The organism is Treponema rectale, from assembly GCF_014202035.1.
Taxonomy (GTDB): domain Bacteria; phylum Spirochaetota; class Spirochaetia; order Treponematales; family Treponemataceae; genus Treponema_D; species Treponema_D rectale.
The window spans coordinates 806,172-833,072 of sequence record NZ_JACHFR010000001.1 but is presented as its reverse complement, the minus strand read 5'-3'; the positions used below and the strand labels follow the sequence as shown (position 1 = coordinate 833,072).

The window sequence follows — 26,901 nt, the reverse complement described above, 5'->3', positions numbered from 1 at the left end:
ACACTATAAAACTAAAATTTAAAAAGCGGGGTGTTTTATGCCGATTTCAGCATACATTAAAGAAACAATGAGCAATAAGAGTGCCGGTGTAATCAGGAAAATGTTTGAGGAAGGACTCAAACTTAAGGCACAATATGGAGAAGACAACGTTTTTGATTTCAGTCTCGGAAATCCTGACCTTGATCCTCCTGAAAAAGTAACAGATGCATTAAAAAAATGTGCAGCCGACGAATCAAAAAATATTCATGGTTACATGCCTAATGCGGGATACAAATTCTGTCGTGACGCAATGGCAAAAAAAACATCATTGGAACAGGGCGTTGAAATTTCCGGAGACTGCGTTGTAATGGCTGTAGGTGCAGCAGGAGCGTTGAATGCAGTGTTCAAGGCTGTTCTTAACCCTGGTGATAATGTTATAGTGCCTTCTCCTTTTTTTACAGAATACCGCCATTATGTAAAAAACTATCAGGGAGAACTTATTGAAGTTCCGGCAGCAGCTGACTGTTCTATTGATACTGAGGCAATAAAAAATTCCCTGAATGAAAAAACAGCAGCGGTACTTATTAATTCTCCTAATAATCCTACTGGAAGAGTTTATTCCCAGGCTAATATTGAACAGTTGTGCAAAGTTCTTGAGGAACATGGAAATAAATGTGGCAGAAAACCGTATCTCATCCTTGACGAACCCTACAGGGCAATCGTTTACGACGGAACAAAAGTACCTGCAGCATTTCCTCTTTATGATTCCAGTGTGGTTGTAACTTCCTTTGCAAAAAACATCAGTATTCCTGGAGAGAGAATAGGATACGTCTGTGTAAATCCTGCTTGTCCTGATAAAGATGATTTTGTTTCAGCAGTTATTTTCTGTACACGTGTACTGGGATTTGTAAATGCACCGGCTCTGTTCCAGAGAGTTGTTGCAGAAAGTTATGACGCTCCGTGTGATTATTCACTTTATAAAAAACGTCGTGACGAACTTATGGAAATTCTTGATGAAGCCGGCATCAAACATCTGGTTCCGGAAGGAGCATTTTATATGTGGTGCAAGGCTCCGGATTGTTTTAACAATGATGACATGGCTTTCTGTGATTATTTAAAGAAATATATGATTCTCGGAGCTCCGGGATCAAGTTTCGGAGGAAAAGGCTGGTTCAGGCTTGCATACTGTGTAAGTGAAAAAACAATTCTCAACAGCCGTAAAGCCTTCATTCAGGCAATGAATGATTTAAAATAATAAAAAGGCTTTTGTCATTTCTGATACAGGAGTGTGGATATATGAAGATTCTTATGGTTACAGCAGAAGCAGTGCCGTTTGCAAAAACAGGCGGACTTGCAGACATGGTAAGTGCCCTTTCAATTCAGCTTGCAAGAGAAGGTCATGATGTAAAAATTGTAATGCCCCGCTACTATAAAATCGACAGGAAGAAGCTGGAACTTCTTCCCGGCCCAATGGCAATAGCTGCAGGAAATGAAGAAACCTGGAGTGCGGTTTATACGACAAAAATGCCTGGTGAAGAAAAAGTCAGCGTTTATTTTATTGATCATGAACAGTGTTTCGGAAGGGATGGTATTTATGGAGTCCCGGGAGAAACAGATTTTCATGATAATCCTTACAGATTTGCAGTATTAAACCATGGAGCATTTCAGTTATGCAGAAAGCTCGGCTGGTATCCGGATATAATACATGCCCATGACTGGTCAACATCTCTTGCACCTGTGCTTCTAAAAAATGTATGCCGCTACTGCGGATTTGAAAATACTGCATCCGTACTTACAATTCATAATCAGGGCTATCAGGGAGTATATGGAAAAGATAAATTTCCAGCTCTCGGCATAGACTGGGGACTTTATTACGGTGCAGGTTTTGAACATAACGGGGCCATTAATTTTCTTCAGGCAGGAGTTTCCTGTGCGGACATGATTACAACTGTTTCTCCGACATACGCCCGCGAAATTCAAACAGCAGAAGGAGGGTTCGGTATGGACGGTCTTCTGCGTGTTCGCAGCGATGTAATAAGAGGAATTCTAAATGGAGCTGATTTAAGACAGTGGAATCCTGAAATTGATAAAAAAATTCCTGCAAACTATTCTGCAAAAGATTTGAGCGGAAAAACAAAATGTAAGGCTGAACTTCAGAAGCGTATGGGTCTTGAAGTAAATCCAGATATTCCTGTAGTAGGCATTGTTACAAGACTTGTTGATCAGAAAGGAATAGCAGAAGTATTTGCACCGACTTACGGTTCCATATTCAACATATGCGCAAACATGAAAGTTCAGTTTGCAATTTTAGGAAGCGGAGAAACATGGTGTGAAAATGAAATCAATACCCTGCAGTCCAAGCTTCCTAATTTAAGGGCTTACATAGGCTATGATGATGCACTCAGCCATCTTATAGAAGCCGGAAGTGATTTTTTCCTTATGCCGTCACGCTATGAACCCTGCGGATTAAACCAGATTTATTCAATGCTTTACGGAACTCTTCCTATTGTCAGACGTACTGGTGGACTTGCTGATACTGTTGATAATTACAATGAAAAGACAGGGGACGGTACAGGCTTTGTTTTTGATCAGCTGACGCCAGGTGCCGTTTACGACACGGTAGGATGGGCAGTATGGGCTTACTATAACAAAAAAGATCATATTCTTAAGATGCAGAAGGCTGGAATGAAAAAAACCTTCGGATGGGATGAAGCATCTTCAAAATACGTTCAGGTTTATAAAGAAGCACTTGCAAGAGGCTGCAGCCGCTTTTAATAACTATGAATAAATATAAAAACCGGCTATAACTTTTGAAGCTTTTTGCAGAATTTATAGCCGGTTTTTTCTATTCTAAAAAAACATTAACGTTCAAACCATTCATTATTAACTGTCAGATACCAGTCAGTTTCTGCAGCCTGTGATGTAGTTGTATACCATGAAATGCTTCCGTTTCTGTTAAGTACAGCAATTCTGCTTCCAATTCTTTCTACTTTTAACGGCAAACTGGAAGAACGTCTGTAAAGCATATTCTTTTTTGTTTCCGTATTACATGCATAAACCTGATTTTTTCCAAGATTTGTATAAATTACAGGGGTATAAAGTACTGTAAATGCAGAACTGTCTTCATCTGCAAGACGAAGGAGTTCCGTAGTTTTCTTAGAATTCAAGTTATATGAAAATACTTTTGAATTTGATGTTCCGTTTGAATTGCTGACGACGATACCGTAAAGAAATTCCGTATTCTCTTCATCAAAACTTAAAGAAAATACAACATTACCTTCAAATGCTGCAGGAACTATTTCCTTTGTAGAAATATTCATTGTTACAAGAGGAGAATCATTTTCTGAAACTGCAGATTTAGCAATGTAAAGCATGTTTTCAGATGTCAAAACTGCATCCTGTACTGAAATACCGGAATAAACTTCAGTATTTCGTTTTGTATTAAAATTATAAATTCCTACTGTTTTATTACCTGCAACATATACAAGACTGTCTGAACAAAGCCTGAGTGTCTTCAATTCGCTTTTTGGAGTAAAAAGAAGTTTCGCAGATGCTCCCTCCTGGGAAAGATCAATAATCTGAACATTTTTACGGCTGTTTTTTGTCCAGAGAATTACAGAAGAACCATAATGAATGATATTTTCATATCCTGGATTACGGGCTACGCTTTCAATATTCATCGTGTCAAATGAAGACTTGTAAATCGTATCTTCAGTCAGCATATAAAAATCCTCTCCGTCATTTGTAATGTCATAAATACGGCGGTACATTTTTTCAGTAATAGCCTCAAGAGTAAACATTTCACTTTCAGGAATGTCACTTACGGTATAAATATTTCCACTGGAAGTTCCAAGAATTATTTTACTGGAATCTTTTCCTATAGCCGTAAAAGAATCCCTGTTTCTCAATGATGTAAAAGTTTTTACGACACTGTCAGCAGGAGTTTTAGGTAAAGTCTCCCGTTTCTGCATAGCCCTTGAATAGGCAAGAAGTTCTTCGCTTTTTATAATCTTGATTACATTATTTTTTCCCATGGAAGTAACAAAATAAAGTCCCTCTGATTCAGAATCTGTATCACTGGAACACAGTAACGGAGATGAAGCAGACTCCTGAATAAGTTTTTTTCCTGATGCTGCATCATAGATACTTATGCTGTTTCCACGTACGCCGGCAAAAAAGCGGCTGTTACCAAAAAGTTTTATCTGATTAAGCTGGTTTTCAACAGAAAATTTCTTAAAAACTCCCATGTTTTCCAGATCATAATAATAAAGGTATCCCGAAGTTGAATAAAACAATGCTGTTTTTTCAGATGGTCCGGATTTAACGAAGGTAATTATACCTGAAATATCAGACGGCTGTTTTTTTGTAACACCTGTTTTTGCATCAAGAATGTACATTCCGTTTACGCTGGTTGTTCCTACAAAAAGATAAGTTCCGCCTTCAGAAAAAGAAAGCATGCTTACTGCACTTGAATATCTTTTTGTATATCTTCTCGAAAATGATTTTGAATCAAGAACGCTTATTCTGAATGTAGAAATTCCATCAGTCTCATAAACTGCAATATCTGAAGTTACGGGATTTCTTACGATGGTCTGAATCTGTAAATCAGTAATCTGATACTGTTCTCCGATTCCATCTACCGCATCCCATTTTATTATAAAACCATCTTTTCCTGCTGAATAAAAACTTCCATCAGAAGAAGCCTTTGAATCAAAGGAAAAAATTGATGTAACAGCGCCTTCGTGAGACTGTGTCGAAATAAAAGGTTGAGCCCATATGAAGGTTCCTGTAAAAAACATCCATGTAAATAAAATTTTCTTAAAAGCTTTCATATCAAACCTCATTTTTTAATAAAGAACATAAAATCACATATAAAGGCAAAAGCCATCAAAGATACAAGCAGGGCAATTCCCGCGTATTGTATGTATAAAAGAACTTTAGGATTCATTTTCCTTCTTGAAATCCATTCAATCAGGGCAAAGAGAATAAGCCCCCCGTCAAGGACGGGTATCGGGAGCATATTTGTAAAGAAAAGTGAAATACTGATAATTGCTAAAATTTGAAGGGTAGAAACAGTTCCTACAGAAAAACTCTCTTTATATCCTTCTTTTACAGTATCACCCATAATTGAAGATATCCTTACAGGACCGGAAAGTGCTTTTGTAAAGTTTATTCCCTTAAAAAGAATGCCGACACTTTTTATAGTCCATGAGGCAACATTCCATGTCTGCTCAGCGCCAAGTTTTATTGAATCAATAAAAGAATAAGCGCCATAATGTTCTTTTGTTATGGAAGACGGATCACTTATTATTCCTATTTTTCCGGCACCAGTATCTTTATCAAGAAGAACGTATACATTAAATCTTTTTTCTTCTCCGTTACGCAGGACGGTAATACTGACATCTTCATCAGGATGAAGAGTTATGTACTCAGCCATTTCAGAAAAATTTTTTACCGGAACATCATCTATCGAAATCACAGTATCTCCACTTTCCATTCCTGATTCATGAGCCGTTGATCTGATGTTTTCATATTTTTCATCTGCCATACTAACCGTAGTTCCGGCAGTATAATAATCATAACCAATGCCTGCTATCATACAGAAAAACAAAAATCCAAGTAAAAAGTTAGTGAAGGGACCTGCAAATGCAATTATAAGTCTTCTTAAAGGATATGTGCCGTAAAATGATTTTAAATCACTGCTTATAACTGAAGAACCGTTTTCAACAGCTTCCTTAAATTCATTTTCACCTTTCATTGCACAGTAGCCTCCGAAAGGGAACAGGGAAAGCCTGTAATCAACACTGCCAATTTTCTTATGAAGAAGAACCGGTCCCATTCCTATGGAAAGAGCCTCAACTTCGACACCGTTCAGTCTGGCTGCTATAAAGTGTCCAAGCTCATGAAGCAGGACAAGGATTCCTAGAGCTAAAAGACCTATAACAATCGTCATATTACCGGCTCCGGAGTATTGAGTTAAGAATCTCTGATGCAGACAGCCTTGCTTTTTTATCTGCCTCATAAACTTTATCCAGAGAATCCGGGACTTCACTCCAGTCAGCTTCAAGTGTACGACTGACTATCTTTGCAATATCCATAAATGAACATTCTTTATTTAAAAAGGCATGAACGGCAACCTCATTTGCAGCATTAAAAGCCACTGTATAGGAAGCACCTTTTTTAGCACACTCATAAGCTGCACCAAGAAGAGGAAAATCTTCCATTCTTGGCTTATAAAATGTCATTTCATGATCAGCAAGATCAAAAGGGGTAAGATAATTCTTTTCATATTCAGGCCATACGAGGGCGCCAAATATCGGATGTCTCATATCAGGATCAGAGATCTGTGCATAAAGTACACCATCATTTGTTCGCACAAGGGAATGAATAAGACTTTGTGGATGAACAACAACTTTTACCCTTGAAGGATCAAAATCAAAAAGCCTTACAGCTTCTATAACTTCCAGTCCTTTATTAGCAAGGCTGGCGCTGTCAATTGTTATTTTTGGTCCCATATTCCACGTAGGGTGGTTTAAAGCCTGTTCTACAGTTACATTCTGCAGCTGTTCTTTTGTGTAATTCCTGAAAGGACCGCCTGAGGCAGTAATTATTATTTCACTTATATTTTTTGTACCGATTTTCTGAGTAAGATTGAAAATGGCAGAATGTTCACTGTCGACGGGAAGAATCTGTACATGATTTTCCTGTGCAAGTCGCCTGATTATAGGCCAGGCCATAACTACCGTTTCTTTATTTGCAAGGGCAAGATCTATTTTATTTTTTATTACAAGAACAGAAGGTTCAAGTCCTGCAGCACCGGCAATTCCATTTACAGCAATATCAGCAGAACTTTCTTTTATAAGTTTTTCTATTCCTGAAATTCCGTCTTTTGAAAAAACAGTTCCTTTACAGTTAAATTCTCTGCAAAGTTCTTCCATTTTTTTTTCATTAGAACCGCAGCTTAAGCCACAAATTTCAAATTTATCAGGAAAATTACGTGCAATATCCAGAGTCTGAGAGCCAATTGAACCAGTACATCCAAGAACAAGTATTTTCTTTTTCATCAGAAACTAAACCCATAAAACACTTTTATAAGGTAATAGAACACAGGAGCAGACATCAGAAGGGAATCAAACGAATCTAAAACTCCTCCTCGTCCAGGAATCATTGTACCGGAATCTTTGACACCGGCAGAACGTTTAAATACAGATTCTGTCAGATCTCCGGTAATCGATGAAACGGAAATTACAGCTCCAGTAATAATAATTTTTATAATATTTCCGGAAAAAATCTCCGGCCATATATAGCGCACTAAAATCCCTGCACCAATAGATCCTGCAATTCCGCCAAAAAAACCTACAAGACTTTTATTTGGACTTGCTTTTACTATTCCACGATTATTTTTTCCAAAAAGTACTCCAAAAAACCATGCAAAACTGTCACAGAAATACACCATTAAAAGAAATGCAACGATCAGCTGATTGGAAATATCCTTTTCACCCATTCTTGCAATTGAAAAACGTGAAATATAAGTCATAAGAAAACCGCTGTAAACAAGAATTAATGAAGAAGCAGCCATTTTCATTAATGAATCAGAAAAATCAGATGCAGAAAATACTTCAACAGAAAGGACAATCAATATCTCTACAACAAGTACAAGCACAAGAATATGCTCAGCAGAATAAAAAGTAAGCTTTGTAAATACTGGCAGGACTGCAATCAAGGCAGCACAAAAAGGCAGGACAGTGTTTAGCACAAGTATTAAAGCCCTGTTAAGAAGTTTTGTCTTATACGAAAAAATATTATAAAGCTCATTACATACAAGCAGAGAAGACAGTATTAAGAAAACATGAAGGGGAAGGTGATTAAAATAATTCAGAAAGACAAGGCATAAAACCAAAGGTATACCTATAAAAAAAATGCCTAATCTGGAAATAACTTTACTCATTTTATACAGCTCCAAAACGTCTGGTTCTATTTTGAAATTCATTTATATGGCCTATAAATTCATCCCTTTTATAATCAGGCCATAGTGTATCACAAAAAATTAATTCTGCATATGCAGCATGCCACAACATAAAATTACTGAGGCGCTTTTCTCCACCGGTTCTGATCAGGAGGTCCATATCCGGCAGTTCAGGAACATCGAAATTATCAGAAATAGTACTTTCCTGGATTTCTTCAGGTTTAAGGGAAAGTCCGGCAATCTTTCTGACAGAACGTAATATTTCATTACGTCCGCCATAATTAATTGCAAGATTTATTGTAGTTCCGTCAAAACTTTCAGTTTCTTTTTCACATTCGATGATATCTTCCTGAATTCCCTTAGGCAGACCTGTTATATCACCTAAAAGTTTTACACGGATTTTGTTCTCTTTATAAAAATTAAGTTCACCAAGCAAATGTCCGTGGATAAGATTCATCAGAAAACCAACTTCCTGCTGAGTACGCTTCCAGTTTTCAGTAGAAAAAACATAGAGAGTAAGATACTTGATTTTCAAATCACTGGCTGCTTTTGCAATTTCCTTTGCACGCTTCAGTCCTTCAGAATGACCGTTTGTTCTTATACCGCCTCTCTGTTTTGCCCAGCGTCCGTTTCCGTCCATTATTATACCTACATGAACAGGAACACAGCCTTCTTTTTCCAATGAATCTACCACCGTATTATTCCATTATTTCTTTTTCTTTTGCTTCGTAAACTTTATTTATTTCTTCTATGTATTTATCTGTAAGTTTCTGAAGCTTATCAGTTTCAGTTTTAAGCTGATCTTCTGTAAGTTCTCCAGCTTTCTGCTGCTTTTTAAGTTCATCATTACCATCACGACGAATGTTACGGATAGTTGTACGGTAATTTTCAGCAGTAGTCTTTGCCTGTTTTACAAGTTCCTTTCTTCTGTCTGCTGTAAGAGGCGGAATTGAAATTCTTATAACCTTTCCATCATTTGAAGGATTAAGACCAAGTTCTGCTTTCTGAATAGCTTTTTCAATTTCAGTAATAAGTGACTTATCAAAAGGAGAAACCACTACCATACGTGCTTCAGGAATTGAAATCGTTCCAACCTGGCTGAGCGGAGTAGGAGTTCCGTAATAATCCACGCGAACTTTATCAAAAATTGATGCACTTGCTCTTCCTGTGCGGATTGTATTGTATTCATCCTTGAGTGCATTTACAGTTTTTTCCATACGGCTTTCATTATCTGCCATTTTGAATCCCCCTTAGAAATATCATTACATTTCATTTAAAACAAGAAAGACGATCTGCCTGCCGGCAGACCGCCATTCTATGAATTTAATTATTTACCAAGAATAAGAAGCTCAACCTGACCGAATTCAAGTTTTGCTCCAACTTCTTTTGCAACTTCATCAAGTTTTGCTGCAACAGACTTTTTGTCATCTTTAACAAACATCTGGTCAACGAAACAGATTTCAGCAAGATGCTTGTTGATTTTTCCCTGAAGGATTCCAGCCTTAACGTTCTCAGGTTTAGATGCCATCTTTTCATCCTGAGCCATCTGAGCAGTAAAGATTTCTTTCTGTTCATCAATATAAGACTGTGGAACATCTTCCTTCTTGATGTAAGCAGGTGTAAATGCAGCAAGGTGCATACAGCAGTCGCGTGCAAATTCCTTTACTCTATCATCTGTAGAACCCTTTATTACTGTAACGGCACCAGACTTAAAGTCAGAATGTACGTAAATACCTGCAACAGCATTTTCTGGAACTTCTACAATAAGAACTTTTGAAAGAGACATGTTTTCACGTGTGCGTGTTGCAAAATCAAGAAGAATGTCATTAAGTTCTTTTTCTACTTTTGTGTATCCTTTTGCAAATACTTCATCAAGTATTTTTTCTCCGCTGGCTACAAATTCTGCATTTTTTGCAACGAAGTCAGTTTCACAAACAAGTTCAGCAACAGCAATTTTATTTCCTACCTGACGAACAAAAATACGTCCTTCAGAAGTAGCTCTTTCTGCACGTTTTGCAACAGCTGCGAGACCCTTTTCTTTAAGAAGTTTAGCAGCTGCATCAAAATCGCCATTTGTATCAGCAAGAGCTTTTTTACAATCCAACATACCTGCGCCAGTAGCTTCGCGCAGTTCTTTTACCATAGCAGCAGTTACAGCCATATGTATCTCCGATTAATTGAAATTGAATTATTTTGTATATTTGTCTTCGTCAACAAATTCCTGTTCATCTCTCTTATCAGCTTCAAGGTCTTCTTCTTTTGTTTCTGTAGGAGTATAGTTTGAATAGTCAACGATTTCTTCATCTTCACTCTTTGTTGAAGCATCTGTACGAACATCATCTTCATCACCAAGAGTTTCAATAATCTTAAGACCCTGTTCATTATCAGCTTCAATAACAGCATTTGCAATGATTGAAGTGAAAAGGCTGATGGCACGAATTGCATCATCATTACCAGGAATAGGATAATCAATTCCTTCCGGATTACAGTTTGTATCAACGATTGCTACGATAGGAATACCCATGCGGCGAGCTTCAGCAACAGCTATCTGTTCTTTATGAGTATCGATGATGAAGATAGCTCCAGGAAGTTCCTTCATATCTTTCATTCCACCGTAATTCTTTGTAAGCTTATCTTTTTCTTTGAGAAGGTTAGCAACTTCTTTCTTTGTAAGATTGTTAAATGTACCGTCAACTTCCATCTTTTCAATTTTCTTAAGACGAAGAAGAGACTTTTTAATTGTTGCAAAGTTTGTGAGGGTACCGCCAAGCCAGCGGTTATTTACATAGAACATTCCACAGCGTTCTGCTTCTTTTGCAATAGCCTGCTGTGCCTGTTTTTTTGTTCCAACAAAAAGAACTGATTTGCCTGATGCGGCAACCTTGCGGATAACTTCATAGCTGTCTTTAATAGCTGTGATTGTTTTCTGCAAATCAATGATGTGAATTCCATTGCGAGAAGCAAAAATGTACTTCTTCATACGTGGATCCCAACGCTTTACCTGATGTCCGAAATGTACTCCAGACTCAAGAAGACTCTTCATGGTTACAACTGCCATGATCAACTCCTTCACCGGAAGATTTTCTACCTGAAAAGGTGAATTCTTCCACCTGACCTTAATTCTCGTGACTGCAAAAGCAGCCCGGATGATTTCGTAGTACTGAGATGGCACACAACCATTTTTTTTCAGTACCCGGCACTTTCCTTAAAGAAAGGAATAATTCTGCGAGCGCAATATATCATATAGCTCAAAAAGAGGCAAGCCCATAATAGAACTGTAACTTCCTTCAATTTTTTCTATAAAGAAAGAAGCCTTACCCTGTATACGGTATCCTCCGGCTGCATCTTTCCATTCCTCTGTATTCACGTACCATTCAATTTCATCATCGGTCATAGACTTAAAAAAAACATTATTAACGCTCTTTCTTACAGTAACCGTTTCATTTTCACCGTTAAAGAGTGCAATGCCGGAGACCGTTTTATGCATCTTTCCCTGAAGGAGATGGAGGTATTCAACAGCCTGATTTCTGTCAGATGGCTTTCCTAAAATTAAATTTTCAGTACAAATTACTGTATCAGCACCTAAAACAAGAGATTTTTTATCTGTTTCCTTTATTTTTGTACTAACTGCCATTACTTTTTTTTCTGCAATAAAAGAACTCACGTCCAGAATATCAATATCATGGGGGTAAGATTCATCAATATCTGCAGGGAAAACCTCATAAGGAATACCCATTCTGTCCAGCAGTTCCATGCGGCGAGGAGAAGATGAAGCAAGAATTATTTTTTTCATAATTAAATATACTCTGTTTCAGTTTTAGATTTTAATTGACTAAATCATTGCAAACCGATATCTTTGCAGGAAAGTAAGAGCAGGGGAGATTAGCTTAACTGGATAAAGCGTTGGCCTCCGGAGCCGAAGACTGTGGGTTCGAATCCCGTATCTCCCAAAAAAAATAAGGAAAACTAAAGAGCAGAAAAGCACTTCAGTTTTCCTTTTTTTTATCTATAAAGTTTCAGAAAACAACAAATTATTTTGATTTTCCAGAAGAACTTCCGTTACTCTGCATGGAACGAAGAAGGTTAAGTGCCTTCTGACGTACAGGAGTTACGTAACGATAATTTGTTGCAATTTCAGAAATAGACTGAATCATTGCTGATTTATCCTGAACTGTTGGAGCAAGACTTTCATATGCATTAAGAACCTCGAGGGCAAGTGAACTTGTCGGATTCAAAGCTGCATATTTTCTGTGAATGAATTCGATTGTCGAAATAACTTCATCATTTTCATTTATACCAATCTTACCAAGAGAACGGATAGCTGCAGTTACAACCATAGGCTCCTTGTCTTCTGCTGCAATTCCCACAAGTGTATTCTTTGAGGCTTCCGTAGGAATCTCTCCAAGAAGATCACAGGCTTTTGCACGGATATCAGGGAAATTATTCATTACGCGGCCGTTGCTGCGTGAAAGTTTGTTGATTCCTTCTCCTGCAAGACTGTCAAGGGCTGCTACCATATCAGGAGAAGCACGTCCTGCTGATACTGCATTTTCAAGATATTCCAACGCAACGAGCTTATTGTCGTAATCATCTGAAGCAGCAAGTTCCGTAATAATTGCATCTTCTACGTTACTAAGATAATCCTGTTCTACAGTCGTTTCAGAACGCTTTGATGTATTCTGATTTGTCGAATTCTGAGCTGAAATGTAGGAAGCGGTCAGTACGAATAAACATCCGCACAAAATTTTAGACACTTTCATGTTGTCCTCCAAATAATATCTCAATTAATTAATTTATAGTAAAAACCTTAAAAAATCAATCAGTCATCAAGAGCAGGAAGGTGCAGTTTCCACTTTCCGTCTATACGATTAAAATTATAATAAATAGTATCCGTATCTTCCTGGAACTGAACTACTTTAACCGTATCCTTTGTCTCATAACGGATTTCATCAATGGTACGTCCGGCCCGGGCTGGAACAAATACAAACTTGAAATAATCACTGAGAGAATTAAGTTTCAGGCCTTTAACCGGAAGACGACCGGCAGCCCTCTTAAGATTAACGCTTTTAGACCAGTACTCAATGCTTTCTTCATCAAGATACGAGTACCATCCGCTGTAATCCATATTAGCCATAATTGCTTCAAGTTTTGTAATGGTAACAAGAATCTGCTTTTTATCATTCGTGAATTCTTCTTCAGAAACATCAACATTACCCTTTGAACGCTGATATTCTGCATCACCTGGAACTGAAGGAGTTTCTGCAGCCGGCACATTTTCCACCTGAGAGCCTCCCTCCGCCTTAGTACCTGCGCATGAAATAAAAAATACTGATGCACATACGATAGCTGAGAGTGTTTTAAAAATAATCTTTTTCATATTCTTCAGTCTACTACTAATCATATTTTACGTCAATTTTTATATTGTTAAACATTCTGCCGTTTGATAAAATCCAGGCACAAGATACAATAAGCAAGAATCATGGAGATTATATGTCAAAAGCAGTATTTCCGGGAACTTTTGATCCGCCTACCTACGGTCACCTGAACCTTATAAAAAGGGCAAGCCTTCTTTTTGACAGCATAGACGTGCTCATATCGGTAAACCCTGACAAGAAAACACTTTTTTCAGAAGAAGAACGTTTTAACCTTCTCACGGAACTTACAAAAGACTTCAGCAATGTAACGGTGCACAAATGGAACGGCCTTGTTGTTGATTACTGCGCCAAAGCAGGTTCGAAAGTCCTGCTCAGGGGAATTCGCAACACCGTAGACTTTTCCTATGAGTTTGACCTTTCACTCATGAACCGTTCTCTTGACAGTGAGGTAGAAACACTTTTCATGCCTACTGAACAAAAGTATTTTCTGATCAGAAGCAGCAGCATAAAGGAAGTTGCGCGACTGGGAGGTAACATAAGCCTGATGGTTCCTCCTGCAGTTGAAAAAGCACTTAAAGAAAAATACAACATAAAAATTTGAATTTCTTATGACAAAATGACAAAATTTGACAAAATGTTAAGAAAAAATAATTGACATATTCCAAATTGGCAGTATAATTCTTGACATGATTCGGTAATCTGTTGTAGTATCTGAAACGTTATACACAGATAACTAAAAACTATAGCGAGGATATATTATGGCAGTACCTAGATCAAAAACTTCAAAAGCTGTAACTAAAAGAAGAAGAGGCGTGAACATGCATCTTGATACTCCGCATCTTGTTGAATGCAGCAACTGTGGAAACCTTGTTCTCCAGCATCATGTATGTCAGAAATGCGGTTTCTACCGCGGACGTCAGGTGATCACACCAGAAGTTAACGGCTAAAAAAAACTTTAGGAGCAAAAAAATGGACGAATTGTTCGAAAAAATGCAGAAGCTTATTGCTGAAAAACTTGAGATCGATCCAGCAAAAGTTACATTGGAATCTTCATTCCGCGGAGACCTTGGAGCAGACAGTCTCGATACTTACGAATTGGTTTATGCTATTGAAGAAGAAATGGGCGTTCAGATTCCAGATGACAAGGCTAACGAATTCGAAACTGTAAAAGATGCCTACGATTACATTAAATCACAGAAATAAGTAAACCGTAAGGTTGTTTATAAAACACAGTATTTACATACTGTGTTTTTTTTTGTTTAAATTAGGTTATAATAAAACCACTTCATAAACTTTACCTTCGGGAGAAACCTCACAGTTATACAAAATGAAACTTGATGATTATTTTTTTGAAAAACATACCCTGTCTCAAGAAAGAAAACATGTCCTTCTTGAATTCTGCAGGAACCTCGAAATAAAATTCAGGGATTTAACCCTTTTGGACCTGGCACTGACACACCGCTCTTACTCAAATGAGAATAAAGCGTATAAATACAGAAATAATGAAAGACTGGAATTCCTTGGAGACAGTGTTCTCGGACTGGCAACGGCAGCTTTTCTGTATGATGACATGGAAAACAACGCAGAAGGAGATCTTGCAAAAATAAAATCAAATGTCGTCAGTGAACAGACGCTTGCTCCAATTGCAATTGAAAAAATGCATATTGATTCTGTACTTGTACTGGGAAAAGGAGAAGAAATAACAGGAGGCCGGCATAAGAAAGCTATTCTTGCGGATGCAGTTGAAGCTGTAATAGGAGCTCTGTATCTTGATTCAGGATATAAGAGTGCAGAAAAACTTGTCGACCGGCTCATAGTGCCTGAAATACGAAAAGTACAAACAAACACGGGCAACAAAGACTATAAAACCATACTTCAGGAATACTACCAGAAAAAATGCAGGAAAACTCCGGTTTATGAACTGCTGAGAACTTACGGTCCTGACTGTGACAAAACTTTTGAAGTACAGGTAAAACTTGGAAACACCATTTACGGTCCGGTTACCGGAAAATCAAAAAAAGGAGCAGAGCAGGAAGCTGCAAGATCTGCATGTATGCTTTTGCAGATAAAATAAAAAAAATCAAAAAAAAAATTAATTTTTTTTGAATATGCTATTGACATTTTTTTTACAAAAGCATATAGTCTTAAACATCAACGCGGCAGTCGTATAACGGCTCATTACCCCAGCCTTCCAAGCTGGAGACGAGGGTTCGACTCCCTTCTGCCGCTCTAAAAGTTCTGATTAACATTAATCAGAACTTTTTTTATTTTAAAATATTTATACTTAATTTTTACATCTTCCTTAAAATATGTTTTTTACGCTATATTCTGATTATGAGTGAAGAAAAATACATACGTCCTACATGGGACGAATACTTTATGGAAGTAAGCCGCACTATTGCAAAACGAGCAACATGTGACAGAGGAAGAAGCGGCTGTGTAATCGCAAAGGATAATCAGATTTTAGTTACAGGATACGTAGGCAGTCCTGCCGGATTACCCCATTGTGATGAAGCAGGGCATCTTTTTAGAAAATCAATTCATGCAGACGGTTCCATCACAAATCACTGCGTCCGCACAGTTCATGCTGAACAGAATGCAATATGCCAGGCTGCAAAACGCGGAATAGCCATTGACGGTGCAACGCTATACTGCAAAATGACTCCCTGCCGCACCTGTGCAATGCTCATCATAAACTGCGGAATTAAAAGGGTAGTTTGCGAAAAACACTACCATGATGAAGAAGATTCCATAAAGATGTTCAGTGAGGCTGGAATAAGAATTGAACACCTGGAAGATTCCGTTCAGACTTATGCAGATATGTAAAAATTCAATCAGTCATAAAATTTCTTAAAACAAATATAAAAATATTGACATTATGTAGCCGTTGCTATACATTTTAGTTACCGATTGTTCGGTAACTAAAATATGACGAACAAAATACCTGAATCAACTACAAGAGACAAAATCCTCAGCGCAGCATTCTCCCTCTACGAGATGAATTTCTCAGATGCCTCTTTAAGCAGAATTGCAAAAAAAGCAGGTATAACAAAGACTGCCATTTACAGACATTTCAGGGATAAAAATTCTCTTGAAAAAGAAATGTTCAGGATTGTTTACGATTCATTCTACGACGTACTGAAAAGATTTTCAGATAAAATAAAAGAAGATAAGCCGTCTGAAGCTTTTGCACTGATACTTGAGTTCATACATAAAAACACATCATTCGTATCTTTTTACATGCTTTCAGCTGCAGAAAACAGTCAGGATAATCTGATCATAGAAATGAAAAAAAGAAAGCTTCCGATTTTTAATGAAATTCTGACCAGTGACGGGTCTATAAACAGTCTTGATTTTTACGTCAAAACAATTTTTTCAACTGCAACTATTATCTGCATGGTTTCTGCCAGAAAAAAATGTCCTGAAATATCACTTTCTGATGAAGATTTCTATAAGGCCGCAGGAACACTAATTCTGAACGGACTTCAAAATTCAATTTCACAGATTACAGAACTCAGATTTGCCGAGCTGGAACAGTCTGTACGAGATTCAATAAAAGACCTTGATCCTCCTGACAGAATAATAATCGCACTGAATTCAGCCATAAAGAAAAACGGTTACAAAAATGTCACCCTTGAAGAAATTGCAAGGGAACTGGGTATGGCAAAAAGCAGTCTTTATACATGGTTTACAAATAAAAACGATCTTTTTTCAAAAATAATTTATAAAGAACTGGACATGCTTTTAACAGCAGTAATTGAAAACCAGTACTGCGGTCAGACAATGGAGGAAAGAGTATTTCTGATAATGTCAACAAGCCTGGAATTTCTCCTGTCACGCCCGCAGCTTATAAACGTATTTCAATGGCTGCAGCTTACAGAAAACTTCGGTGAAAAAATCTGTACAAATCCAAATTTCAACATGCAGCAGATTATCGAAGATTTCTTCAAAAAAAATCCCGTAACAAAAAGTGTTCCGGAACTTGGATTCGGAACTAAAAACTATGAAATAATTACAAACTGGATATTCATAATGCCGGTATTCACAATTTTTCATGGTGAAAAACACGGTTTCACGGACAATATAACCCGTGCAGCCCTTAGGGAAACATTTAAAATGATAGAACAGGGACTTGTACTTGATAAAGAATTAAACAGTCAGGGAGGTATAAAATGATCATCCATCTCAAAAAAATTGCAGCCGGAACATGTCTGATGCTTGCAGCATTACATCCTGTCATTCATGCACAGGAAAGGGTTTCCGAACAATCGGTAACACTTACTCTTGAACAGGCAGTAGAATATGCAATTGAACACAGCAAAACTCTGAAAAGTTCAGATATAGATCTGGAAATGAAAAAAAGAGCTTCAGCAAACAGCTGGAACGTGTTTCTTCCAAATATGTCCCTTACCGGAACCATGAACCGTTCAACAGAGTATTCTCCAAGTTCAGCAGCAATGAATCAGCTGATTTCGTCAATTACACACACTGAAGCTGCATCAGATTTCGCAGACGAAGAATCCCGATGGGCAGTTGTAGGAGGTTTTACTTTCGGGTGGACTTTTACACCTGCATACATCGGACAGATCATGCAGAGTCATGCAAACTATGAACTGCAGAAAATAACATGGGAACAGACAAGACGTGATACAATAATAAACATTAAAAAAATATATTACGGTCTTCTCCTTCAGGAACAGAGTCTGAATATTCAGAGAACAACCCTTGAGAATGCGCGTAAAAGAGCAGAACAGGCAGAAGCAAACTACAAGAACGGTCTTATTCCTGAACTTTCCCTCCTTCAGACTCAGGTAAGCTATGAAAATCAGAAACCTGATCTTGAGCAGGCAGAAAGATCTTACCGTCAGTCTCTTGATATGCTTGCATTCCTCATAGGCCTTCCGGTAGGAACAAACATCACTCTTAACGGAACCATTGAACCGGAATACGTAAAGGTTGATTATGACACTCTCATTGAGCAGTACGGTTATTCATCACTTGACCTTCAGTCTCTCAATGAAAACATTCACCTTACAAACCTCGGTCTGAAAACACTTACCCTTGCAACTTATTTTCCGGCATTAAGCCTGAACTATTCATGGCAGCCTGCTTACATGGGAAAAGCATTCAGCTTTGCAGGAGACATCGGAAAGGATGACATGTGGTACGATTCAGGTTCCCTCAGTCTTACAGTTGCCTGGAATCTGACAAACATGCTTCCATGGTCTACAAACCAGCAGCAGGCAAAAGACCTTAAGCAGGTAAAAAAACAGCTTGCCATGACAAGGGAAACACTTTCTGAAAATCAGAAAGTTCAGGTAAGGAAAGCTGTAGATACGCTTATTGAATCTAAGGCCCAGATTGAAAATATGAGCAGGAATATTTCCCTTGCACAGAGAGCATACGATGCTACCCTTAAGGCTTACAGAAGCGGAACAACAGAACTTCTTGACCTCAGGGATGCGGAAAACTCTCTTAATCAGGCAAAACTCGGACTTGCAAACCAGAAATTCAACTATATTTCTGCTTTACTTGATCTTGAAAATACACTTAATACAACTTTAACCCGTACTGACGGAAATGGAGACAAGAAATGAAAAAGAACAGATCATTAAACACGATTATTACAGCTTCTGTAATTTTAATGCTGTGCTGTATCGCAGCATCCTGCAGTAAAAAAGACGCGGCTGCAGGAGCAGAAAAGAATGATGCTGTATATGCTGTGAATGCATATAAAACTTCAGCAGACAATCTGGACAGTTATCTTGAATTCGGAGGAGACGTAGACTCAGTTTCTGCCGTTGATGTACTTCCTGATGTATCCGGAAAAATTTCAAGCATAAAAGTAAGCATCGGAGAACTGGTATCAAAGGATGAAGTTATCTGTTATGTCGATGCAAGCCGACCAGGATATATATATAGCGAATCTCCTGTGAAAGCACCGATAGCCGGAAGACTTACATCTTTTGCCCCGACAGTCGGAACCATGGTTGCTCCATCAATGTCAATTGCAAAAATCAGCAATACGGATGATCTTGAAATAAAAGTTAACGTACCGGAACGCTTTATAAGCCGTATTTCTAAAAACCAGAATGCTGTCCTTACATTTGATTCATACCCTGGTGAAGAGTTTAAGGCAAAAGTTTTTGAAGTAAGTCCAGTACTTGATACCACATCACGTACGATGCAGATTAAACTCCGCATTACAGAAAAAAATTCCCTCATTAAAGTCGGAATGTATGCACGTGTCCGTCTTATTACGCAGAGCATCAGCAATGCAATAGTTGTACCGGACAGTTCGATTATTACAAGAGACGGTAAACCTTATATTTTCATAATTGACAGTGAAAAATCTACGGAAGAAAAATCCTTTGTAAAACTTGTTTCAATAAAGAAGGGTATTACCGTTGATGATAAGACAGAAATTACAGAAGGACTTAAAGCCGGAGACGTTATCATAGTAAAGGGACAGACGCTTCTCAATGACGGAGCAGCAGTAAATGTCATCTCAACTGCAAACGGAGACTAACAATGACTTTTTCAGAAAAATGCGTACGAAAACCAGTAACAACCCTCCTTGTATTTATAGTAATGGTTGCACTGGGAATTTACTGTACATTTAATCTTCCTGTAGATATGTTCCCTGACATGGAACTTCCATACATGGTTGTATATACAACATATCCGAATGCCGGTCCTGAAGAAGTAGAGCAGAGTCTGACAAGAACACTCGAAAGCTCTCTTTCTGGTCTTTCTGGTCTTAAAAAGCTTCAGTCCAGGTCAATGTCAGGGCTCAGTCTGATAATTCTCGAGCTTAACTACGGAGTAAACCTTGATTCCGCTGCAAATGAGATACGAGACAAAATAGATATGGTGCGAAGTTATCTGCCTGATGACGCAGCATCTCCTATAACCATAAAAATGGACCCTTCAATGATGCCTATAATGATGCTTACACTTGAAGGTAACCGGACTCCGGAAGAATTAAGGGCCTATGCAGAAGACGTGATTCAGCCAAGGCTTGAACAGCTTGACGGAGTTGCATCTGCAAATGTAATCGGTGGTCGTGAAAAGTCAATAAACGTAGAAATTCCACGAGACAGACTCGAAGCATATGGACTTTCAATCAGTCAGGTAGCACAGATGATTGGAGCTCAGAACATTCAGAGTTCAGGCGGAACAATTTCAAGTGATGAAAAAAACTATACCATCAAGACAAACGGAAAATACCAGAGTATTGAAGATCTTAAGAATACAGTAATTTCATATAAGACAAAGATGGTTAATTCCATGTCTGCGCCTCAGATTGTTACATTAAGACTTCGTGACGTTGCTGATGTTTATGAAGGTTATAAAAATCAGAGTACACTTGCATTTCTTGACGGCAGTGCCTGCGTTATGCTTAACATCCAGAAACAGAGCGGAAAAAATTCCGTTACTGCTGCAAAAAACGTACGCAAGGCTCTCGAAAAACTTAAGCTTGAACTTCCAGAAGATATAAAGATCGTCGAAACTTCAAATACCACTGACATTATTGAACAGACAATTTGGGAAGTCGTAAAATCTGTAATTACTGGAGCACTTCTTGCAATCGCAGTTCTCTTCGTATTCCTGCGCTCATTCAAGAGTACATTCATCATCGGTCTCAGCATTCCGATTTCCGTATTCGTAACCCTCATGCTTATGTACTTCAAGGGAATTACCATTAACATGATTTCTCTTGCCGGACTTCTCCTTGGAATCGGTATGCTTGTAGACAACTCAATCGTTGTACTTGAAAATATCTATGCCTACAGGCAGAGGGATGCAAAACTTACAGTTGCAGCAATTCTCGGTTCTCAGGAAATGATTTCTTCTATCACTTCCAGTACACTGACATCCATCTGTATCTTTCTTCCGATGCTTTTATTCAAAAGTAAACTTGGAATCATGGGACAGATGTTTGACAACCTTGCATGGACCATTATTTTCTCACTGACCTGTTCCCTTATAGTTGCAATGGCCCTTGTTCCTGTTCTTTCATCATCTTACCTTAAGATTGACAAGCTTAATTCAGAAGGCTCGGGAATAACATACGGAATAAACAAGGTTTTCAATAATTTCTTTCTCCGTATGGATAATGCATATGCAAAAGGCGTAAACTTTGTTCTGAACCACAGAAAATCTTTTATTGCTTCGCTTATCGTAATCTTTGTCATCAGTATTGTTTCCATTAAGTGGATCGGATTCATCTTTATGCCGGAAAGTGCAGCGACATCTGTAGGTGTAACCTTTGAACTTCCAAAAGGGTCAACTCTTGAAGCAACGGAAGCAACGGTAAAAGAATTTGAACAGAAAGCCCTTCAGGTACTTTCCGGAGTAAAATATACTTCCGTAACAGTAGGAGGAACCAGCGTCATGTCTGCAGGTTCGTCTACAAACGAAGGTGCCGTTACATTTACTTTATACCCTGAATCAGAAAGAAAGGCAGGATGGGACTCTGATAAAACTGCAAAAGAAAAACTGAGAAAATTCTTCAATGACTATCCGGGAGCAAAGCTTTCTTTCTCTACAAACATGAACAGCGTAGGTTCTTCAGGAATTTCCATAGACGTTAAATGTGATGATCTTGATACTTTAAGAGAAACCGGAGCTGCCATCGAAAAACTCCTTAAAGAAAAAGGCGGAGAATGGGTAACGGAAGTTTCATCTGATCAGGAAGACGGACTTCCACAGGCAGAAATCATTGTAAACAGAAACCGCATGTATGAACTTGGACTCAACATTTATAATGTAGGAGCTGAAATCTCGGCAGCAATCAATGGAACTACAGCAAGCCGTTATACAGACAACGGAGATGACATTGATGTAATAGTAAAGCTGTCAGAAAAGGACAAGACAAAACTTGCAGATCTGGATCAGCTTTCTGTAATCAACTCGCAGGGACAGAGAATTCCTCTTTCAAGCTTTGCATACTATGAACAGAATGAAGCACCTGTAACGATTTTCCGCGAAAACCAGTCAAGAAAAGTAACGATTACAGCAAACCCAAAGTTCGGTTTGTCTCTTGATGTAGTACAGTCAAACATATCTAAACTTATCAATGACAATATTCCGAAAGATGATTCTGTACTCATTTCTTTCAGCGGTGCATTCGAAGATACAGTTGAAGCTGTTTCTGCCTTCGGTGCAATCATGCTCATGGCAGCAATTCTTGTATTCGTAGTCATGGCATCACAGTTTGAATCACTGGTCGATCCGTTCATCGTTATTCTTACAATTCCTCTGTCATTCATCGGTGTAATTGCAATCTACGCCCTTACAGGTACACAGCTTAACGTAATTACAATCATGGGTGTACTTGTTCTGATCGGAACTATCGTAAATAACGGTATTGTTCTTGTTGATTACACAAACCTTCTCAGAAAAAGAGGTTATGAACTTATGGAAGCCTGTGTTGAGGCAGCCAAAAACCGACTCAGACCTATTCTCATGTCTACTCTTACAACAGTAATATCCCTTATGCCTATGGCATTCTTCCCGGGAGAAGGTTCTGCTTCAATGCAGCCTATTTCCCTTACTGTATTTGGAGGAATGACATTCGGTTCAATCATGACACTTTTCCTTATGCCGACAATTTACTATATCGTAAATTCACGCAGAATCAAAAAAGCTCAGAAACGGGCTGCTAAAAAAGCACTTATGGATCAGAAGAAGATTGAAGCCTATGACAGAATAAACGGAGGTAAATGATTATGGACGGAAAAAAATGCTGCAGGGTTGAAATAATCTGTTCGCAGGCTCTTGAAGAAGATTTTACCCAGGAATTTATTACTGCAGGCATCGGAAAAAAATTTACCAAAATAAACCCGGTAATGGGAGCAGGCTGTTCAAATCCTCACCTTGGAGATTCAGTATGGCCGCAGCTTAACATTATGTACATAATCTTCTGTGATGAAAACGAAGCTGAAAAACTTATTGCAACAGTAGAAAAACTCAGAAAACTTTACATTACTGAAGGTATTGCATGTTTCGTTTCTGAAAGTTCAGAATTCTAAAAAAGACATTCAACAAGGTTGGGGATGACCAATAAGTTTAAAAACTGTCATTTTCGGGCACGACCCGAAAATCTATTTAATTACAATACGTCGAGTCAAGGCACGCTAACGCTTAAAGCCTTGACTTCGCCGTTTTGAGGGTTTGTACTACCCCCTCAATACAAGAGGTTGCCGTGTCGAGCACGGCAATGACTCATACTTATTGGTCATCCCCTTTTTTTTAAGGATTAAAGCGCTTATCCTTTATAAACTGTTCAAGACTGTCCTTCCAGTCGGAAAGTTTTAATCCCAGCGATTTTTGAATCAGAGTTTTATCAAGGACAGAATATGACGGACGTCTGGCAATAGTTTCAAATTCCTGAGAAGTACAAGGATTTACCGAACATTCATTTTCAATAACAGAATGCTTCCTTCCAATCCGGTAAATTTCATTTGCAAAATCATACCACGTGGCTTCTCCGCCATCAGAAAAATTATAAATGCCATAGGGAAGGGCAGATTTTTTTCCAAACAGGCCGGCAGCCTTTTCTGATGTTTCAATTATTCTGTACACAAAGGAAGCAAGGTTTATACAATTTGTAGGAGTTCCTTTCTGATCGTTGACAACTTTTACAGAAGAGTTATTTTTCATCAGGGAAGTCATTGTGTATACAAAGTTTTTTCCGTTGAATCCGTAAAGCCATCCTGTCCGGATAATATAATACCGGGTTATCTCGCTGGTAACGCAATCTTCTCCCAAAGCCTTGCTTTTTCCGTATGCGTTAACGGGATCAGGTATATCATCTTCCGTATACGGAGTATTTTTATTGCCGCCAAAAACAAAATCTGACGAAATATGTATGAGTTTTGCACCGATTCGACGGGTCGTACGGGCAATATTAAGAGCTCCTTCTGCATTAACTTTCATGGCTGTCTCAGACTCTTCTTCAGCTTTATCCACATTTGTATAGGCAGCACAGTTTATAACCCAGTTAATTTTTCCGGGAACTGTCCCTTTTGAAACAGATTTTCCAGTCTGACGGGCAGAAGTATCATTACTGTCTGCAAAATTATTCAGGGCATTTACGTCAGTTATGTCAACCTCACTGTTACTGCCAATCCACGGTATATTTTTCTGAGTAAGAATGTTTGCAATTTCACTTCCAAGCATTCCTCTGGAACCGATTAACCAGATCATTTTTCCTCCCGCAAAAACAAAGACTCTGATATAAACTTTATTCAGAGACGTAATTATAAACAAAAGCGTTGTTGAAGAAAAGGCTTTTTTCGGTTAAAGTTCTCTCATTATGAACATGGAAGCCTTTGTTTTAGGTTGCGGCGGAATGATGCCTTTACCATACAGACACCTTACTTCGGTGCTTCTGCGCCGTGATGGAGATTTGTTTTTATTTGACGGCGGAGAAGGAACTCAAGTTTCATTAAAGCGTCTTAATCTTAAATGGAAAAAAATAAATGCCATATTTGTATCCCATACTCATGCAGATCACGTAACTGGACTTCCAGGCATACTTATGCTTTCAGCCCAGGTAGACAGGACTGAACCGCTGTATATTTTTGGACCTCCGAAAATTGCAGAATACATTGAAACTTCCCGGAAAGTTTTAGACATGTACATAAACTATCCGATAATCGTAAAAGAAATAACAGCCCCTGGTGTTGTGTATGAAGGCGACGGTTTTTATGTCAGGGCATTTCCCCTTGAACATACAAAAGTCTGTGTCGGATATACACTGGAAGAACTAGACCGCCCGGGGGAATTCAATCCGGAAGAAGCTGAACGGCTTAATATTCCCAGGGGACCGTTGTGGGGAAAACTGCAGAAAGGTGAAAGCATAATAAATTCAGACGGAATAGAAATAAAACCGGAACAGGTAGTCGGAAAAGCAAGGAGCGGGAGAAAATTCAGTTTCGTAACTGATACTATGTATCTTCCTTCCATAGCAAAAGAAGTACAGGGTTCAGATCTTCTTATCTGTGAAGGAATGTTTGCAGATGACTGTGCAGACCAGGCTAAAGAAAAAAAACACATGACCTCAAGACAGAGTGCCGTAATTGCAAGAGATTCGGGCTCAAAGAAAATGGCATTAATTCATTACAGTCCAAGATATACGGATAAAGATCTTGAGATTCTTGCAGCACAGGCCAGAGAAGTTTATCCGGGAACCATACTCACTAAGGACAGAATGCACTTTGAAATTCCCTATGAAGACTGAATCAAAACAACCGGAAGTAATCCTTAACGGAGTGACAAAAACATACTCCGTTCCCGAAGGAAAAAAAACAGCGTGCCGGAACATAAATTTTTCTGCGTCAAAAGGTGAAATAACCGGTATTCTTGGAAAAAACGGGGCCGGAAAATCTACGCTAATAAAAATTATCTGTGCATTTCAATATCCCACAACAGGAAAAGTCCTTGTCTGCAATACGGAAGATCCTGTATCAATAAGACGTAATGCAGGCTATGTAAGTGAAACCCCTTGTCTTGAACAGAATCTTACAGTAAATGAAATTCTTTACTTTAATGCGTCCCTGTACTGCAATTCGAAGGAAGAAATTAATAACCGCATAAAAAAAAGCGTGGAAGTTACAGAAATTAAAGACGTTGTAAACGTAAAAGCATCTGCACTTTCAAAAGGTTATGCCCAGAGAGTAAATCTTGCAAAGACTTTATGTACAGATCCTTCCGTTCTTGTCCTTGATGAATTTTCAGGAGGTCTGGATCCTGTTCAGACAAAAAAATTAAGAATGGAAATAAAAAAACTTTCTGCCGGTAAAACAATTATAATTTCAACTCACAGTATAGAAGAAGCAGCCTTTTTATGTGACAGGATTTATATAATGAAAGACGGACTTATTGCAGCCAACGGAACGCAAAAAGAACTGCAGGAACAAACCGGAACTGATTCACTGGAAAATGCATTTATAAAAACAGTGGGAGAAGAACTATAAAATGATCAGCCTGATAAAATATCATGTTTTCAAATTCCTGATTTCTCCCGCATATTTTTTCATTACGGCAGTCTATGTTATTTCTTCAGGACTTTATTTTTTTATAAGCTCCCGTTTTTTTACTCCTGCCGGAACCTCTGATCTTCAGGGATTCTTTCTTGCGCTTTCAACACTGAACATTCTTTATTTTCCACTGTGTACATCATATGCAGCTTTCTCAAAAGATGATTACAGGCTTCCTTTTTCATCACTTAAAGTTACTGCCGCTAAAATAATCTCATGTGTGGCAGCATATCTTTTTACCCTCCTGCAGGCAATGCTGATACCTTTCTGTGTTTTTTTATTCGGTACTCCTGATTTGAATTCGTTTATTTGCAGCATGATTATAATGCTTTTATACAGTACCGCATGCTTTTCATTCACCGTATTTACTTCAGTTTTTTTTTCACGGGCATCTGTTTCATTTACAGTATCCTCACTGATACTCATAATAACAAATATAATTCACATTCTGCCTCAATACACAGATTTCATTTTCTCATATTCAGCACTTAATTATTTTTCGTTTGCATGGCATTTTGATGCAGCAGGAAAG

General features: G+C 38.3%; 27 protein-coding genes and 2 tRNA genes. 16 read left to right on the top strand and 13 right to left on the bottom strand.

Annotated features, from left to right (window positions below; all coding sequences use genetic code 11):
• Positions 1-37 precede the first annotated feature (37 nt).
• Both HNP77_RS03550 and HNP77_RS03545 read left to right on the top strand, forming a co-directional pair.
• Positions 38-1,234: a pyridoxal phosphate-dependent aminotransferase gene (locus HNP77_RS03550; protein WP_184651771.1), complete on the top strand. Its 1,197-nt coding sequence runs from the start codon at positions 38-40 to the stop codon at positions 1,232-1,234.
• A gap of 41 nt (positions 1,235-1,275) precedes the next feature.
• Positions 1,276-2,754 carry a glycogen synthase gene (locus HNP77_RS03545; RefSeq protein ID WP_184651770.1) on the top strand — a complete coding sequence of 493 codons (1,479 nt, stop codon included), beginning with the start codon at positions 1,276-1,278 and terminating at the stop codon, positions 2,752-2,754.
• Positions 2,755-2,840: 86 nt separating this feature from the next.
• On the opposite strand, the gene HNP77_RS03540 is transcribed toward HNP77_RS03545, so the two are convergent.
• The 9 genes from HNP77_RS03540 to HNP77_RS03500 all read right to left on the bottom strand — a co-directional run bounded on the left by HNP77_RS03540 (position 2,841) and on the right by HNP77_RS03500 (position 11,738).
• Positions 2,841-4,811, bottom strand: a complete 1,971-nt coding sequence (locus HNP77_RS03540; protein WP_184651769.1) for a WD40 repeat domain-containing protein — start codon at positions 4,809-4,811, stop codon at positions 2,841-2,843.
• Between the two features lie 8 nt (positions 4,812-4,819).
• Entirely contained in the window at positions 4,820-5,932 is a 1,113-nt protein-coding gene (locus tag HNP77_RS03535) for a M50 family metallopeptidase (RefSeq protein WP_184651768.1), read from the bottom strand.
• Between the two features lies 1 nt (position 5,933).
• Positions 5,934-7,043, bottom strand: coding sequence for a 1-deoxy-D-xylulose-5-phosphate reductoisomerase (gene dxr / locus HNP77_RS03530; protein ID WP_184651767.1), 1,110 nt, complete (start codon positions 7,041-7,043; stop codon positions 5,934-5,936).
• Complete coding sequence (locus HNP77_RS03525; RefSeq protein ID WP_184651766.1) at positions 7,043-7,927, bottom strand: phosphatidate cytidylyltransferase; 885 nt, start codon at positions 7,925-7,927, stop codon at positions 7,043-7,045. Before HNP77_RS03525 ends, dxr begins: the two co-directional genes overlap by 1 nt.
• Position 7,928: 1 nt before the next feature.
• Positions 7,929-8,639: a polyprenyl diphosphate synthase gene (uppS, locus tag HNP77_RS03520; RefSeq protein ID WP_287282308.1), complete on the bottom strand. Its 711-nt coding sequence runs from the start codon at positions 8,637-8,639 to the stop codon at positions 7,929-7,931.
• A gap of 4 nt (positions 8,640-8,643) precedes the next feature.
• A complete protein-coding gene (gene frr / locus HNP77_RS03515) occupies positions 8,644-9,183 on the bottom strand; it encodes a ribosome recycling factor (protein ID WP_184651765.1) in 540 nt (179 codons plus the stop codon).
• A gap of 89 nt (positions 9,184-9,272) precedes the next feature.
• Positions 9,273-10,106: a translation elongation factor Ts gene (tsf, locus tag HNP77_RS03510; protein WP_184651764.1), complete on the bottom strand. Its 834-nt coding sequence runs from the start codon at positions 10,104-10,106 to the stop codon at positions 9,273-9,275.
• 27 nt (positions 10,107-10,133) lie between these two features.
• Positions 10,134-11,003, bottom strand: a complete 870-nt coding sequence (gene rpsB, locus HNP77_RS03505) for a 30S ribosomal protein S2 (protein ID WP_184651763.1) — start codon at positions 11,001-11,003, stop codon at positions 10,134-10,136.
• Positions 11,004-11,150: 147 nt separating this feature from the next.
• On the bottom strand, positions 11,151-11,738 hold the full coding sequence (locus HNP77_RS03500) for a Maf family protein (protein ID WP_184651762.1): 588 nt from the start codon (positions 11,736-11,738) through the stop codon (positions 11,151-11,153).
• A gap of 83 nt (positions 11,739-11,821) precedes the next feature.
• On the opposite strand from HNP77_RS03500, the gene HNP77_RS03495 reads away from it, so the two are divergent.
• Positions 11,822-11,895: transfer RNA gene (locus HNP77_RS03495), tRNA-Arg, on the top strand.
• A gap of 81 nt (positions 11,896-11,976) precedes the next feature.
• Here the strand turns inward: HNP77_RS03495 and HNP77_RS03490 are convergent.
• Both HNP77_RS03490 and HNP77_RS03485 read right to left on the bottom strand, forming a co-directional pair.
• Positions 11,977-12,705 carry a HEAT repeat domain-containing protein gene (locus HNP77_RS03490; RefSeq protein WP_184651761.1) on the bottom strand — a complete coding sequence of 243 codons (729 nt, stop codon included), beginning with the start codon at positions 12,703-12,705 and terminating at the stop codon, positions 11,977-11,979.
• Positions 12,706-12,764: 59 nt separating this feature from the next.
• Positions 12,765-13,322: a hypothetical protein gene (locus HNP77_RS03485; RefSeq protein WP_184651760.1), complete on the bottom strand. Its 558-nt coding sequence runs from the start codon at positions 13,320-13,322 to the stop codon at positions 12,765-12,767.
• A gap of 113 nt (positions 13,323-13,435) precedes the next feature.
• Between HNP77_RS03485 and coaD the strand changes: the two genes are divergently transcribed.
• From coaD to HNP77_RS03430, 11 genes are all read left to right on the top strand, one after another.
• Complete coding sequence (gene coaD, locus HNP77_RS03480; protein ID WP_184651759.1) at positions 13,436-13,921, top strand: pantetheine-phosphate adenylyltransferase; 486 nt, start codon at positions 13,436-13,438, stop codon at positions 13,919-13,921.
• A 157-nt stretch (positions 13,922-14,078) separates the two neighbouring features.
• Positions 14,079-14,267, top strand: a complete 189-nt coding sequence (rpmF, locus tag HNP77_RS03475; protein WP_184651758.1) for a 50S ribosomal protein L32 — start codon at positions 14,079-14,081, stop codon at positions 14,265-14,267.
• A gap of 22 nt (positions 14,268-14,289) precedes the next feature.
• Positions 14,290-14,523, top strand: coding sequence for an acyl carrier protein (acpP, locus tag HNP77_RS03470; RefSeq protein WP_184651757.1), 234 nt, complete (start codon positions 14,290-14,292; stop codon positions 14,521-14,523).
• 124 nt (positions 14,524-14,647) lie between these two features.
• The gene (gene rnc, locus HNP77_RS03465; protein WP_184651756.1) at positions 14,648-15,394 is read left to right on the top strand and encodes a ribonuclease III; all 747 of its coding nucleotides are present in this window, start codon (positions 14,648-14,650) and stop codon (positions 15,392-15,394) included.
• Between the two features lie 82 nt (positions 15,395-15,476).
• Positions 15,477-15,549, top strand: a tRNA-Gly gene (locus tag HNP77_RS03460).
• 105 nt (positions 15,550-15,654) lie between these two features.
• On the top strand, positions 15,655-16,146 hold the full coding sequence (locus HNP77_RS03455) for a deoxycytidylate deaminase (protein WP_184651755.1): 492 nt from the start codon (positions 15,655-15,657) through the stop codon (positions 16,144-16,146).
• Between the two features lie 102 nt (positions 16,147-16,248).
• Complete coding sequence (locus HNP77_RS03450; protein ID WP_184651754.1) at positions 16,249-17,496, top strand: TetR/AcrR family transcriptional regulator; 1,248 nt, start codon at positions 16,249-16,251, stop codon at positions 17,494-17,496.
• Positions 17,493-18,917, top strand: a complete 1,425-nt coding sequence (locus HNP77_RS03445) for a TolC family protein (RefSeq protein ID WP_184651753.1) — start codon at positions 17,493-17,495, stop codon at positions 18,915-18,917. The genes HNP77_RS03450 and HNP77_RS03445 overlap by 4 nt, the downstream gene beginning before the upstream one ends.
• The gene (locus HNP77_RS03440) at positions 18,914-19,849 is read left to right on the top strand and encodes an efflux RND transporter periplasmic adaptor subunit (protein WP_184651752.1); all 936 of its coding nucleotides are present in this window, start codon (positions 18,914-18,916) and stop codon (positions 19,847-19,849) included. Before HNP77_RS03445 ends, HNP77_RS03440 begins: the two co-directional genes overlap by 4 nt.
• Before the next feature lie 2 nt (positions 19,850-19,851).
• Complete coding sequence (locus tag HNP77_RS03435; protein ID WP_184651751.1) at positions 19,852-23,052, top strand: efflux RND transporter permease subunit; 3,201 nt, start codon at positions 19,852-19,854, stop codon at positions 23,050-23,052.
• A 2-nt stretch (positions 23,053-23,054) separates the two neighbouring features.
• The gene (locus HNP77_RS03430; protein ID WP_184651750.1) at positions 23,055-23,357 is read left to right on the top strand and encodes a PG0541 family transporter-associated protein; all 303 of its coding nucleotides are present in this window, start codon (positions 23,055-23,057) and stop codon (positions 23,355-23,357) included.
• Between the two features lie 220 nt (positions 23,358-23,577).
• On the opposite strand, the gene rfbD is transcribed toward HNP77_RS03430, so the two are convergent.
• Positions 23,578-24,534: a dTDP-4-dehydrorhamnose reductase gene (gene rfbD, locus HNP77_RS03425; protein WP_184651749.1), complete on the bottom strand. Its 957-nt coding sequence runs from the start codon at positions 24,532-24,534 to the stop codon at positions 23,578-23,580.
• 109 nt (positions 24,535-24,643) lie between these two features.
• On the opposite strand from rfbD, the gene HNP77_RS03420 reads away from it, so the two are divergent.
• On the top strand, positions 24,644-25,570 hold the full coding sequence (locus HNP77_RS03420; RefSeq protein WP_184651748.1) for a ribonuclease Z: 927 nt from the start codon (positions 24,644-24,646) through the stop codon (positions 25,568-25,570).
• A complete protein-coding gene (locus HNP77_RS03415; RefSeq protein ID WP_184651747.1) occupies positions 25,560-26,306 on the top strand; it encodes an ABC transporter ATP-binding protein in 747 nt (248 codons plus the stop codon). Before HNP77_RS03420 ends, HNP77_RS03415 begins: the two co-directional genes overlap by 11 nt.
• A 228-nt stretch (positions 26,307-26,534) precedes the next feature.
• On the opposite strand, the gene HNP77_RS03410 is transcribed toward HNP77_RS03415, so the two are convergent.
• Positions 26,535-26,795: a hypothetical protein gene (locus tag HNP77_RS03410; protein ID WP_184651746.1), complete on the bottom strand. Its 261-nt coding sequence runs from the start codon at positions 26,793-26,795 to the stop codon at positions 26,535-26,537.
• Between the last annotated feature and the right edge of the window lie 106 nt (positions 26,796-26,901).

Bases quoted from the DNA above. Each gene is read 5' to 3' on its own strand.
- HNP77_RS03550 (WP_184651771.1), top strand. From the start codon at position 38: ATGCCGATTTCAGCATACATTAAAGAAACAATGAGCAATAAGAGTGCC.
- HNP77_RS03545 (WP_184651770.1), top strand. From the start codon at position 1,276: ATGAAGATTCTTATGGTTACAGCAGAAGCAGTGCCGTTTGCAAAAACA.
- HNP77_RS03540 (WP_184651769.1), bottom strand. From the start codon at position 4,811: ATGAAAGCTTTTAAGAAAATTTTATTTACATGGATGTTTTTTACAGGA.
- HNP77_RS03535 (WP_184651768.1), bottom strand. From the start codon at position 5,932: ATGACGATTGTTATAGGTCTTTTAGCTCTAGGAATCCTTGTCCTGCTT.
- dxr (WP_184651767.1), bottom strand. From the start codon at position 7,043: ATGAAAAAGAAAATACTTGTTCTTGGATGTACTGGTTCAATTGGCTCT.
- HNP77_RS03525 (WP_184651766.1), bottom strand. From the start codon at position 7,927: ATGAGTAAAGTTATTTCCAGATTAGGCATTTTTTTTATAGGTATACCT.
- frr (WP_184651765.1), bottom strand. From the start codon at position 9,183: ATGGCAGATAATGAAAGCCGTATGGAAAAAACTGTAAATGCACTCAAG.
- tsf (WP_184651764.1), bottom strand. From the start codon at position 10,106: ATGGCTGTAACTGCTGCTATGGTAAAAGAACTGCGCGAAGCTACTGGC.
- rpsB (WP_184651763.1), bottom strand. From the start codon at position 11,003: ATGGCAGTTGTAACCATGAAGAGTCTTCTTGAGTCTGGAGTACATTTC.
- HNP77_RS03500 (WP_184651762.1), bottom strand. From the start codon at position 11,738: ATGAAAAAAATAATTCTTGCTTCATCTTCTCCTCGCCGCATGGAACTG.
- HNP77_RS03490 (WP_184651761.1), bottom strand. From the start codon at position 12,705: ATGAAAGTGTCTAAAATTTTGTGCGGATGTTTATTCGTACTGACCGCT.
- HNP77_RS03485 (WP_184651760.1), bottom strand. From the start codon at position 13,322: ATGAAAAAGATTATTTTTAAAACACTCTCAGCTATCGTATGTGCATCA.
- coaD (WP_184651759.1), top strand. From the start codon at position 13,436: ATGTCAAAAGCAGTATTTCCGGGAACTTTTGATCCGCCTACCTACGGT.
- rpmF (WP_184651758.1), top strand. From the start codon at position 14,079: ATGGCAGTACCTAGATCAAAAACTTCAAAAGCTGTAACTAAAAGAAGA.
- acpP (WP_184651757.1), top strand. From the start codon at position 14,290: ATGGACGAATTGTTCGAAAAAATGCAGAAGCTTATTGCTGAAAAACTT.
- rnc (WP_184651756.1), top strand. From the start codon at position 14,648: ATGAAACTTGATGATTATTTTTTTGAAAAACATACCCTGTCTCAAGAA.
- HNP77_RS03455 (WP_184651755.1), top strand. From the start codon at position 15,655: ATGAGTGAAGAAAAATACATACGTCCTACATGGGACGAATACTTTATG.
- HNP77_RS03450 (WP_184651754.1), top strand. From the start codon at position 16,249: ATGACGAACAAAATACCTGAATCAACTACAAGAGACAAAATCCTCAGC.
- HNP77_RS03445 (WP_184651753.1), top strand. From the start codon at position 17,493: ATGATCATCCATCTCAAAAAAATTGCAGCCGGAACATGTCTGATGCTT.
- HNP77_RS03440 (WP_184651752.1), top strand. From the start codon at position 18,914: ATGAAAAAGAACAGATCATTAAACACGATTATTACAGCTTCTGTAATT.
- HNP77_RS03435 (WP_184651751.1), top strand. From the start codon at position 19,852: ATGACTTTTTCAGAAAAATGCGTACGAAAACCAGTAACAACCCTCCTT.
- HNP77_RS03430 (WP_184651750.1), top strand. From the start codon at position 23,055: ATGGACGGAAAAAAATGCTGCAGGGTTGAAATAATCTGTTCGCAGGCT.
- rfbD (WP_184651749.1), bottom strand. From the start codon at position 24,534: ATGATCTGGTTAATCGGTTCCAGAGGAATGCTTGGAAGTGAAATTGCA.
- HNP77_RS03420 (WP_184651748.1), top strand. From the start codon at position 24,644: ATGAACATGGAAGCCTTTGTTTTAGGTTGCGGCGGAATGATGCCTTTA.
- HNP77_RS03415 (WP_184651747.1), top strand. From the start codon at position 25,560: ATGAAGACTGAATCAAAACAACCGGAAGTAATCCTTAACGGAGTGACA.
- HNP77_RS03410 (WP_184651746.1), bottom strand. From the start codon at position 26,795: ATGAGTATCAGTGAGGATACTGTAAATGAAACAGATGCCCGTGAAAAA.